Origin of the sequence: Nodularia sp. UHCC 0506 (assembly GCF_034931045.1) — a bacterium.
Taxonomy (GTDB): Bacteria; Cyanobacteriota; Cyanobacteriia; order Cyanobacteriales; family Nostocaceae; genus Nodularia.
Genome location: NZ_JAYGHH010000004.1, coordinates 92282 through 103405, shown reverse-complemented (window position 1 = coordinate 103405; position 11124 = coordinate 92282). Strand labels below are relative to the sequence as shown.

Genomic DNA, 11124 nt, shown 5'->3' with positions numbered 1-11124 from the left:
GTTCGTAGTTCGTAGTTCGTAATTCGTAATTCGTAGTTCGTAATTCGTAATTCGTAGTTCGTAGTTCGTAGTTTGTAGTTCCTCTTGCTACTTTTGGGAGAGCTGGGCTAATGGAGGATCTATGCTATGGGAACAGTGTTGAAGTTTAAATTTTGAATTTTTGATTATGGCTCCACCAATTGTTAAGCGTTATCTGATTGCTTTTGAAAAATATAAATGGATTGGATTGGGCAGTTTTGCTTTAGTACTTGCAGGGTCAACAATAGTGGCGACACAGCCAGAACCACCACCCAGTTACGTAGCAGATGCTGCACTTTCTTACACTCGTCCGCCGGTTTCATTCTCGGTAACTGGTAGTGAAATTCAACAACAAGGACAAGAACTGACTCGGCAAATTTTGCTGTCAGACCAGATTATTGAACTTGTAGCGGCGAAAGTGAGTGTGAAACCAAGCACTATTGGTGCAAATGTGGCTCTGCGTCTACCACAGAGAAGCGACACAGGGCAACTGCTATCCACAATTATTGAGTTGAAATATCAAGATACTAACCCTAAGCGAGCGCAGCAAATATTGCAGGAATTAATGCAAGCTATGATTACGCTGAGTGGTGAGATTAATACTGGGCGATTAAACGCAATTATAGAAAAAATTAATGAGCGCATACCGCAGGCAAAATCAGAACTCGAAGCAGCAGAACAGAGGCTGGAACAGTATGACCGTCGGGAGCGTCCGGCAATATTAGCGGCTGAAAATGGTAGTTTGCTGGGTGGAGTAACTAGTAGCCAAAATCAGCAACGGTTAATTCAACTAACTATTGCCGGGATTGATGCCCAACTGAGCAGTTTACAAGAAAAATTGGGTTTAACTGTGGCACAAGCCTATGTTTCTTCGGCTTTGAGTGCTGATCCTATTCTGGCTAACTTGCGATCGCAAATTTATCAAGTAGAATCTCAAATCAGTTTACTTAGTAAAGATTTACGACCAGAAAACCCCAATATGATTCAATTGGTGCGTCAGAAGCAATCTATTGAAGAATTACTGCAACAACGTGCGGCTGAGGTCGTAGGGGGTGGGGGTACGGCGGCTCCTCTACCTGGAAATGTTTCGGGTATCCGCGCCCAAAGCAACTTAGATCCAGCCCGACAACAGCTGGCCAATCAGATGGTAGCTTTGGAAACCCAAAAAGAAACACTCGAACAACAATTATCTCAACAAATTAGAGAAGAAGAACGATTACGGCAAGAGTATTCTCAAATACCCAACAAGCAACTAGAGCGATCGCGTTTAGAACAGGAAGTAGCACTGAAAAAAGCGATTTTTGATCAAATGCAGGCAAAGCTGACAGATTCTAAAGCAGCAGAGGCAGAAACGGTAAGTAGCTTAACAGTTGCTCAAATACCTAATGTTGTCAGCAATGCGAGTAAACCTCAGAGTGTACCTCTGACTTTGGGTATTGGTAGTTTCTTGGGATTACTAGTTGGCGGCGGGGTAATATTTTTGTTGGGTTCTCTGGAAGGTACTTTTAAAACCAAGGAGGATATTCGTGATAGCCTCAGACAACGGGAAGTTACCCTTCTGGGAGAATTGCCTTTAATGCCTGTTGATGATTTAGACCGCGAAGCCTTACCTGTAATACTTTCCCCTGATTCTCCCTATTTGGAGTTTTATGAAAAGTTCCGCAGCAATTTGCGCCGGATTGGTGGTAAAGATTTAAAAGTGCTGTTGATGACTAGCACGAGTAGTCAAGAAGGTAAAACAGTCAGCGCTTATAACTTAGGTATTGCATCTGCCCTGGCTGGTAAAAGAACCTTAATAATCGAAACAGATTTGCGTAGGCATAGCCCGTCACAGACATTACCCTCTCATGCTTTATCCTTAAATGTGACTCCCGATCCTGATGCCCATTTTGAACCCCTGCGTTATTATTCTCGATTGAATGAATGTATCCGCTTGGTTCCTGATGTAGAAAATTTATACATTATTCCTAGCCCTGGTCTTGTGCGTCAATCTGCTGCCATTCTTGAATCAAGCGAAATGCGACGGCTGATGGAGGATGCCAGGGAACGCTTTGATTTAGTAATCTTAGATACTACTGCCCTCAGTTTGTCCAATGATGCTTTGTTAATCCAGCCCTATAGTGATGGCATAGTATTAGTAGCACGTCCCAACCATACACAAGAAAATATGTTAGGAGAAGCTATTGACCAATTAGTTGAATCTGAACTGGGTTTGTTAGGAGTTATCATTAACGGTGCTGATATATTCGTTTCCCAACCTCAGCCTACTTTAACTGAGGAAAAGCCAATAATTTTTTCAGAAGTTTCTGCAAGTGCCAATCAGAACTGAGTGGAGAGTTTGTAAAATGGCTGCGCTTAAAGTGGTAGCAAGGTGTTGAGCAACTTAGAAACTCAGTTGCTTAAAAGACTTCCAGCAATCAACTCTAACCTAACAGCCTTGGCAGTTTCTATATACTTGAGACTTACCGCAAAATTGGGTTTCGCGGGTAGTGTCTAATTAGTCGCGCCGAAATAACCCGAATAATGGAGCCAAAATTAACCCGAAAGCAAAGCCGCCGATGTGCGCCCAATAAGCAACTCCGCCTGATTCCACAGTCATATTAGCTGCTGCTTGCAAGCTGAGAAGACCCGATATCACATTCTGGATCACAAAAATCCCGATGAGAACTATAGCTGGAATCCTGATGGTGGTGATGAAAAAACCTAAAAAGACTAGGGTTAAAATTCTAGCTTGTGGGAAACGGATTACATAAGCACCGAGAACCCCGGAGATCGCACCACTAGCGCCTAAAGAGGGTATAATAGAATCCATACTAATAAACCACTGGCACAAGGCCGCTAAAGCACCGCACGCTAGATAAAAAATCAAATACTTGAAATGTCCCATCCGGTCTTCAATATTGTTACCAAAGACCCAGAGAAACACCATATTTGAAATCAGATGCCACCAACCACCGTGTAAGAATTGTGACGTAAATAAAGTTGTCCACTCTTGGGCAAAGTTATTGGTTAACTCTCGTGGTATTACCGCATATATCCGAAAAAATTGCTCTAATTGACCACTTGATAGACTGACTTCATGCAGAAAGACTACAATATTTAAGCCAATCAACCCGTAAGTGAAATACGGGGTAATTCGCGTCGGATTTTCATCATGGAGGGGAAACACAGGTGTTTTTCCTAATTATCGATTATTTGCAATATAGCCTGTGTTGCCATAGGAAAGTGCTAAGAAGTGACAAATCACATCTGGATGATAAACTGTTGAAATTTTAAAACTTAACTAGATACAGATTCGGCTTTGGATTTGTCGCTAAATAAACCCAGCAGTGGGCCAAGAACTGCCCCAAAGACAAAACCTGCCGCATGGGCCCAATAGGCAATACCACCACTTTCCATACCGATATTTGTGGGTGCTTCTAAACTGGCTATTCCGTAAAAAGCCTGTTGGATAAACCAAAATCCCAAAAAGAAATATGCTGGAACCCGAAAAGAGGGAAAGAAAAATCCTAAAGGCACTACGCCGATAATTTCGACTTGGGGAAACCGCAAAATATATGCCCCCATAACGCCAGCGATCGCACCACTTGCTCCCAATGAAGGAATGGTAGAATCTTGAGCGAAGAACCATTGTGCCAAGGATGCCAACGCACCACAAGATAAATAAAATAGTAAATATTTAGCACGGCCTAACTTTTCTTCAATATTGTTCCCAAAAACCCAGAGAAACAGCATATTTCCGGCTAGATGTAAGAAACCACCATGCAAAAATTGGGCAGTAATTAAAGTTGCCCATTCTGGTACTGGCTGATTGACAGATATTCCAGAAAAACTTAAGGTAAGTTCTTTGGGAACTACAGCCGCAAGATGAAAGAATTGATTTAATGCTTGGGGCGGAAGACTTGCTTCGTAAAGAAAAGCCAAAATGTTAGCCGTAATTAGTCCATAAGTGACATAAGGCGTGATTTGTGTCGGATTTTTATCTTTAATTGGAACCACTGGTATTTTCCTGATCTTCGAGTCACTAGCCTCAGATTACTGAATCTTATCAGTATTGTCTTCTATCTGTGGTTTCAATAGTTATAGTTGCCAACTTCCAAAGAGGCACGGAAGCAGAGGATATTTGAAAAGTATGGCGCAAATATAATATGGCTACGCCACGCCAAGGGAGAACGCTACTACACAAACATGACGCGTAGCGGTTTCCTGTAGGGAAGTCCATAAAGACGGATTCATAAAAAATTAACCCACGCAGGTGGGTTTTGTCTGTGTAGCCGAGAGTTCTAGTCGCCAGAGTGAGTTTTTATTCTTATTTCTGGGCAAGATTCAAATATTTATCTGCGTAGCGGAAAGCTGATGAACAGTCATAAGCAGCTATAGATACTGCTTGCAAAAAAACTTTAATAGGAATTTCTAATTCTGCAAGTTTTTGAGTTAAAAACAACAATTCTTGTTCAGTTGCCGGAATAGCAGTTTCTTCCGCCAATTCTGGTTCATTTAAGGTATTTTTAATTAAAACTTTGGACATTTTGTACCTCCCCAAAAGCAAAAGATGCAAAGCCTAAGATAAAGTTTAGCTGCTGTTCACGAGTTTGTAAATTAACTGGAAGTTCAGTATTAGAACATCCTAGCTCTTGCAAAATCTCTAAACAATAAGCACTGATTTCAGTAAGTGAGGCTCGCTCCCAATCAAGTGCAACTTCTTTAGCTATTTCCCAATTGACTCGAATCATGGTATTTGCAGGGTTATTCATAAAACTTACCCTAATAAACTCGATAAATGCAGTTTTGCTCATAAGTACAAACTAATGTAACCGTATTTATGCGATATTTAGGAATAAGGAAAATAAAAATATCAGCGCATTTGCGGAAAGATTTGCCAATAGATCAACACTTATCTAAATTTCTTTAGTTATTCACCCAAAAAAAAGCTCCAGAGTCGTTATATACCTCTGGATTTTTCAACAGGATAAATGGTAAATTTACCTTTCCGAATTTTTGCTTATTTTTAGTTAAACGTTTTGTGATACGTTAACACCCATAATTTTTGCCGGAATGACAATACCGTAATAGCCGGCAAAAATAGCAGCTATGGCATTTAGCCAAACATTAATGCCAAAAATAGGCATTAAGCCAAAAAATGACTTAGCAAAGGGTAAAAATCCTATAATTGCGAGTATGGCATAAGTAACCGCAAAAACACGATTGAAGATGCGAGCGCTGTTTGCGTTGTTGTAAGAAGCAATTCCCCAAAATCCTACAGCGCAATGTATCAGGTTATGCAAAAAATTAGTGGGAATCACCCCAAAGATTAAACCGAATCCCGCCGCATAAGCATTAGGAGCTATATCAGCCGGGATATAAGGTGCGCCTGTTCCTGGTAATGAAACTAAAGGTGGTATAAATCCAGCTAAACCTAATAGCAAATAAATAACACCAATGCTCAAAGCACAGTAACGCTCTGTCATTTTCGCTAAGTGAATGTTTTCCATATTTGTTTGACCCCTGATATGTTAAATCTTCATGAAATACGAGATATTAGTGGAAATATCGCTGCAACTTATTTATTAGTCAGTTAATTCTATTCAACTTAAATTTTAGATGTATAACTCTATCGCAAGTCAGGATTCAATGTTTCAAATGGTTGACTTTTAGAACTGTTTAAAGAAACAGGCGGCTTGGCTTGAAGTGCAAAGCCTGCCGAATTGGATTAAAAAGCTCAGGATTCCAAACCGCCCGTTTGAGAAAGCACTTCCAGGGTAGTTGTCGCTGAATGGATATTGCCATTAGCAAGTAATGGAGAATTGATCCATCTAAGGGACTTCCAAGAAATAAATTATCCAAATAAACATATCGCTCAAGCGAAAGCTCCGCTTTAAGCGTAGCTATACCGTAGGCTTTACGCGAAGTGCATACCACACAGACACAGAGTTATGAGACTTTGAGAGATTTTTTGCGTGGGGTGAGTGAGTATTTTTTTATTTGGAAGTCCCTCACTGCTTCGGCGAGCAAATTATATTTCACTGTCCCGTGGTACATATCTTTCACCTTGCGACTATGCAAACTCAGCAAATAAAGGCTGTGGTGATTGATCATCTCTAGAATTTATTGACAAGAGTTGAAAATGCTTGATACTACAAAGCAAAAATCCTAAAGCTGAACTGGTTCCTTCTTCTCTGGAGTCTGGTAAGCACTGCTATTTTCAACGCTTCGTGCTTCTACAAAAGCTTCTCGACCTGTAATCAATCTAGAGCGACGATTACGAGTGATATAATTCCACGCCCATTGAATGACTACTACTAATTTAGTGTCAAATTCGATTAAGAAGTAGATGTGAATTACTAGCCAAAATACCCAAGCAATGAAACCTTTAAGTCTGATGAAACCTAAATCTACAACGGCTAAATTTTGCCCAATCATCGCTAAACTACCCACGTCGTTGTAATGGAATTGTGACATGGTTTGACCTTGGAGCCGTTTTTGAATGAGTTTAGCTACATACTCTCCTTGTTGTTTGGCTACGGGTGCAACACCGGGCAAGGGTTTTGCATTTTGATGCGAGAAGTTAGCTAAGTCTCCCACTACGAAAATGTTTTTATGACCCTTAATTGTCAAGTCCGGTTCTACCATTACACGTCCGGCATGATCACACTCTACACCTGTACTTTGTTCGAGGATTTTTCCCATGGGGGAAGCTTTTACACCTGCTGCCCACAAGATGGTTTTTGAGGCAATTTCTTTGATTTCATTACCTTGCTTGAAAGTAACGATGTTATTTTCAATGTTCGTGACTCTGGTCTTGGTATTAATCACCACACCCAACGATTCCAAGGCTTCTGCTGCTGCTTGCGATAATTCTGGCGCAATGTATGGGAGGATGCGATCGCCACCTTGCAATATTAAGATTTTTGCTTCTGAGGTTTTGATGTTGCGGAAATCTTCGTGAAGAGTTTTGTATGCTAACTCTGCGATCGCACCCGCTAATTCTACACCAGTGGGGCCTGCCCCTACAACCACGAAAGTCAACAAAGCCCGGCGTTTTTCGACATCTGTTTCTTTTTCTGCGGCTTCAAAGGCGGAAAATATCCGGCGACGTATTTCTATCGCATCTTCCACAGTTTTCAAGCCAGGAGCAAAGTCTTTCCATTCATCTTTACCAAAATAGGAATGGTTAGCGCCTGTAGCTACAATTAATGTATCGTAAGGTACTACTTTTTCATCCAAAATAACTTGTTGTGCTTTGGGATCAATATTATTTACTTCTCCCAACAACACTTGGGTATTCTTGCTTTTTCTGAGTACAGCTCGCAATGGCGAGGAAATATCAGCAGGTGATAGTGTACCTGTGGCAACTTGATATAAAAGCGGCTGAAATAGGTGAAAGTTACGTTTATCGATCAGAGTAATATTTACATTCGCCTTAGCTAGTGTCTTGGCTGTATACAGTCCACCAAAGCCACCACCAATGATGACAACCTGATGTGGTGCATTCTTTTCCAGTGAGGCTACCATAATAAATATTTCCTGTGTTAAGAGATTTGTAACTATTCTTAACAAGAATGTAACAATATTAAGTTATATGTTGCAGTCTATTGAGAACAATTAAAAAAATCATAAAAGTGTCCAATATGCCTCTTAGGGACTGACAATTAAGAAATATTCTATTGCGGAGGTCAGCAGGGAGCAGGGAGCAGGGAGCAGGGGGGATAAATAACAAATATAGTCTGATGAAATGGGGCAATTTATTTTCTGGAAATCCCTGATAACTAAGTTTGATTTAAGTAAGTAGGCGAGAATAAATCAAAGTATATTAAGTAATGTAAAAATATTGAGATTGTTTCGTAGTGAGGGCTACAGCCCTCAAATAAGGACTAAAGTCCTTACTACAAACATTGAATTATTCCTGCTGCTCTACTTATTGCAGTAAAATCTGTCTATTCCAGTGATCACAATCTTGCTTACCGGAAAAATGCGCTTAAAGCTTAAATAATTTATGAGAATTGCTGCATTGAAAGATTCTGTGAGCCATGAGAGAGGAATTGTGATGAAATGTCGTATGCGCCCAAATTTTTCCGGTTTGCTGTTGCTGGGAACACTTGTACTGCTTCTGGGGTGGGCAATGCTGAATCCTCCCAGTGCCGCAGCAGCTATCCGACAACTCGAAGAAGCACCAGGGCAAATTGTTTATCAGTCTCGTCAAACCCTCAAAGATCAACATGGTAATAGCTGGCAGGCGATCGCTTTTAAGCGCATTCGTCCCGATGAGCAAACCAGCTTTGAACTAAGGTTGGTGGGTTTTCCCGGTGTAGTTGAAATTGACCGATCTCAACCTCTGACCTTAATCACCTCATTAGGTAAAATACTAACTGCGGCAGATGTTTCCAGCCACATCTTTACCGAAACTACCAAGCCTGAACCTAATGTTGGACAATACGATCTTCAACCTTTATTACCACAGTTACAGATGGGAATTCCCCTGAAGTTGACATTACCAACCATCAACGGCGAGGCGGTAAGTTTGTCAATCTCACCCTTATTAATTGAAGAATGGCAAACCGTTGCTAGACGTGAGTAGTTTTCGTATAAAGCCAATAGATCATCACTCAGCACTCAGCACTCAGCACTCAAATAGATAGACAATGCAGATTATCCAGTCTCTCCATACAGCGATTCTCGTCACGGACTTAGAAAAATCCGAAAATTTTTATAGCAACCTATTGGGATTGTCTAAAATAGAGCGTTCTTTGAAATATCCTGGTGTATGGTATCAAGTGGGTAATTATCAAATTCACCTGATAGTTGCAACTACTGTTCCTACAGATAACCCTGATCAAAAATGGGGACGCAATCCTCACATTGCCTTTGCTGTTGCTGATTTGGATGTTGCTAAACAAGAGTTACTCAATCAAAATTATCCCGTTCAATTTAGTGCTTCCGGTCGCGCCGCCCTCTTCACTCAAGACCCAGATGGAAATATTATAGAACTCAGTCAGCAGTGAAAATTATTGCTTACTCTTACAGTCATCCCTTGCTAGAACCTTCTATTGATGTCAATGATTGGGGATGGGAAGTGGATCAAGTTTATCAAGATTTGGGTAAAAGAACGCAGTTACAAAAACTAATCACAGACTGTAAAACTGAACCAGCAGATTATCTGCTCATTCATCGTTTAGAAGAATTGGGAGATACTTTAGAGGAAGTAAGCGATCGCTTGCATGAACTCGAAGCAATGGGGATAATCATCATAGCCACCGAACAACCCTACACTTCAGAAATTTCTCATGTAGGCTCTGATTTGTGGAAATTATTACAGGAAATCCAACGCCAGCACCATAGCCGCCGTATTCGTCAAGCACACGCCTGTAATCGTCTCCAAGCCTCCCCCCCTCCAGGTAAAGCTCCTTATGGCTATCGTCGGAGTAAAGAAAAATATACTATTGATCGCAGTACCTCACCAGTAGTCAAAGATTTTTTTGAACACTTCTTGCTTTATGGTTCCCTACGTGGTGCGGTGCGTTACTTGGCGAAAAAATATGGTAAAAAAATTTCTGTTACTACCGGTAGACGTTGGCTAACTAATCCCGTTTATCGGGGTGATACAGCTTATCAACATGATCAAATTATTTCTGATACCCATATTCCCATAATTTCTAGAGAAGAAGCGGCTCAAGTTGACAGAATTTTACGCCGTAACAGTCGTTTACCATCTCGAACGGCTAGCGCCCCACGTTCTTTAGCTGGGTTAGTTGTTTGTAGTCAATGTCAGTCACATACAACTGTTACCCGTGTCACCAGGCCTCATCAAGATAAAGAGTATCTTTATTTACGTCCAATTAGTTGTACTCAACTGCCTAAATGTCGGGCTATTCCTTACCAGGATGTCTTAGAAAAGACAATTAAAATTGTTTGCCGTGACTTACCCCTAGCTGTGGCCGGAATGGATTTTCCGCAGTTGGATAGCATTAAAAATAGTTTAGGGCAAGCGATCGCCCATCAGCAAGAAATCCTCCAGCAGTTACCCGCTTTAGTCGCTACCGGGATTTTGGACGATGAAACCGCGAAATTAAGGGCTTACAAACTCCGCACCGAAATTTCCCAACTCCAAGCTAAACTAGCCACACTTCCCCCAGTTAACTTGCGTTCTGTAGCTCAAGCCGTTTCTATTCCTCAATTTTGGTTCGATTTATCAGAAGCAGAACGCAGATTTTACTTACGAGAATTTATTAAACAAATTGAACTTATCCGCCAGGATAAAGAATGGGAGTTACGGGTGATTTTTATTTTTTAGCATTAGATGTTGGTGGTTTACCTGCATTCCGCACATTTACAACTTTACCCAGTAAATCAAACCAAAAGGGCGCACCCATAGAAATGGCAATCCCACTCAGGAACCAGCCGAAAATCATAGTTAAGAATTTCCAGATAGAAAAATGATACATCTTACTTTTATTCCAACCAATTTGTTCTTCTAAATTAATAGCAGTCCAACCAATTGGTAAAGCAATATCTGCTAAAACTTGTTCAGTTTCTTTTTTTAAATTAGCTAAATTTTCCGATGAATCAATATTATTACTCTGCACGATTTGACCAGCATTATTAACAATAGCAGTTCGGACAGAAGAGTCTTTTGATAATCTGCTGACAATATGAAATGCGTCAGCATTGGCAAACACGGCAATGGTAAAGCCAAGTAAAAGTGCCACTCCTTTGGAATTTCGTCTGTAAACACCAGATGCTCGTGCCATTGATTGATCAAAAGTTTGCTCTATCTCTTGTTGTAATATATAAATTCCTTCTTGTGTCGTTTTAGCTTTTATTTCAGCACGTTTTGCTAAAGCAGCCATGTTATTAATTACAGATGGCGGCAGTTTGTTGGCAAATAATTGCAACTTTTGGCTGAAATATTGCAATTGTTGATAGGCTTCACTATTTTTATTTTGCAATTCATTTTGTAATTCTTGATGAATATCACTACCTATATTGATTAACTGCATAACTTCGTGAATATTAGGACTTAAACATTTGAGTGCAATAGTTTGTTCAATATCACCAAAAATATCTTCCCTGAAAAATCTCAACCTTTGCAAACTTTTGCCAGCAAAAAAA

General features: G+C 40.5%; 10 protein-coding genes and 2 pseudogenes. 4 read left to right on the top strand and 8 right to left on the bottom strand.

From position 1 onward, the window contains the following. The first annotated feature begins 166 nt into the window (after positions 1–166). A complete protein-coding gene (locus tag VB654_RS04960; RefSeq protein WP_323212407.1) occupies positions 167–2347 on the top strand; it encodes a polysaccharide biosynthesis tyrosine autokinase in 2181 nt (726 codons plus the stop codon). A 168-nt stretch (positions 2348–2515) separates the two neighbouring features. On the opposite strand, the gene VB654_RS04955 is transcribed toward VB654_RS04960, so the two are convergent. The 7 genes and pseudogenes from VB654_RS04955 to VB654_RS04925 form a co-directional block, all read right to left on the bottom strand. Then, positions 2516–3187: a rhomboid family intramembrane serine protease gene (locus VB654_RS04955; RefSeq protein ID WP_323212406.1), complete on the bottom strand. Its 672-nt coding sequence runs from the start codon at positions 3185–3187 to the stop codon at positions 2516–2518. Between the two features lie 110 nt (positions 3188–3297). Beyond that, entirely contained in the window at positions 3298–4017 is a 720-nt protein-coding gene (locus VB654_RS04950) for a rhomboid family intramembrane serine protease (protein ID WP_323212404.1), read from the bottom strand. Between the two features lie 310 nt (positions 4018–4327). Continuing rightward, positions 4328–4546 carry a hypothetical protein gene (locus tag VB654_RS04945; RefSeq protein ID WP_323212403.1) on the bottom strand — a complete coding sequence of 73 codons (219 nt, stop codon included), beginning with the start codon at positions 4544–4546 and terminating at the stop codon, positions 4328–4330. Then, positions 4527–4772: a hypothetical protein gene (locus VB654_RS04940; protein ID WP_323212402.1), complete on the bottom strand. Its 246-nt coding sequence runs from the start codon at positions 4770–4772 to the stop codon at positions 4527–4529. The genes VB654_RS04945 and VB654_RS04940 overlap by 20 nt, the downstream gene beginning before the upstream one ends. A 258-nt stretch (positions 4773–5030) precedes the next feature. Continuing rightward, the gene (locus tag VB654_RS04935) at positions 5031–5510 is read right to left on the bottom strand and encodes a DUF4383 domain-containing protein (protein WP_323212400.1); all 480 of its coding nucleotides are present in this window, start codon (positions 5508–5510) and stop codon (positions 5031–5033) included. A gap of 499 nt (positions 5511–6009) precedes the next feature. Continuing rightward, positions 6010–6123 (bottom strand): annotated as a pseudogene (locus tag VB654_RS04930) (tRNA-dihydrouridine synthase family protein); the annotation flags it as partial. Positions 6124–6168: 45 nt separating this feature from the next. Continuing rightward, positions 6169–7530 (bottom strand): NAD(P)/FAD-dependent oxidoreductase, encoded by a 1362-nt coding sequence (locus VB654_RS04925; RefSeq protein ID WP_323212399.1) that lies wholly within the window; start codon positions 7528–7530, stop codon positions 6169–6171. A gap of 481 nt (positions 7531–8011) precedes the next feature. Here VB654_RS04925 and VB654_RS04920 point away from each other — a divergent pair, with 481 nt between their 5' ends. The 3 genes from VB654_RS04920 to VB654_RS04910 all read left to right on the top strand — a co-directional run bounded on the left by VB654_RS04920 (position 8012) and on the right by VB654_RS04910 (position 10306). Beyond that, positions 8012–8593, top strand: coding sequence for a DUF3122 domain-containing protein (locus VB654_RS04920; protein WP_323212398.1), 582 nt, complete (start codon positions 8012–8014; stop codon positions 8591–8593). Between the two features lie 64 nt (positions 8594–8657). Continuing rightward, the gene (locus VB654_RS04915) at positions 8658–9017 is read left to right on the top strand and encodes a VOC family protein (protein ID WP_323212397.1); all 360 of its coding nucleotides are present in this window, start codon (positions 8658–8660) and stop codon (positions 9015–9017) included. Then, on the top strand, positions 9014–10306 hold the full coding sequence (locus VB654_RS04910) for a recombinase family protein (protein ID WP_323212395.1): 1293 nt from the start codon (positions 9014–9016) through the stop codon (positions 10304–10306). Before VB654_RS04915 ends, VB654_RS04910 begins: the two co-directional genes overlap by 4 nt. Here VB654_RS04910 and VB654_RS04905 read toward each other — a convergent pair. Continuing rightward, positions 10296–11124: pseudogene (locus VB654_RS04905) on the bottom strand (hypothetical protein); the annotation flags it as partial. The gene VB654_RS04910 and the pseudogene VB654_RS04905 sit on opposite strands and share 11 nt — an antisense overlap.

Coding starts and splice junctions, on each gene's coding strand:
- VB654_RS04960 (WP_323212407.1), top strand. CDS start 167: ATGGCTCCACCAATTGTTAAGCGTTATCTGATTGCTTTTGAAAAATAT.
- VB654_RS04945 (WP_323212403.1), bottom strand. CDS start 4,546: ATGTCCAAAGTTTTAATTAAAAATACCTTAAATGAACCAGAATTGGCG.
- VB654_RS04940 (WP_323212402.1), bottom strand. CDS start 4,772: ATGAATAACCCTGCAAATACCATGATTCGAGTCAATTGGGAAATAGCT.
- VB654_RS04935 (WP_323212400.1), bottom strand. CDS start 5,510: ATGGAAAACATTCACTTAGCGAAAATGACAGAGCGTTACTGTGCTTTG.
- VB654_RS04925 (WP_323212399.1), bottom strand. CDS start 7,530: ATGGTAGCCTCACTGGAAAAGAATGCACCACATCAGGTTGTCATCATT.
- VB654_RS04920 (WP_323212398.1), top strand. CDS start 8,012: ATGAGAATTGCTGCATTGAAAGATTCTGTGAGCCATGAGAGAGGAATT.
- VB654_RS04915 (WP_323212397.1), top strand. CDS start 8,658: ATGCAGATTATCCAGTCTCTCCATACAGCGATTCTCGTCACGGACTTA.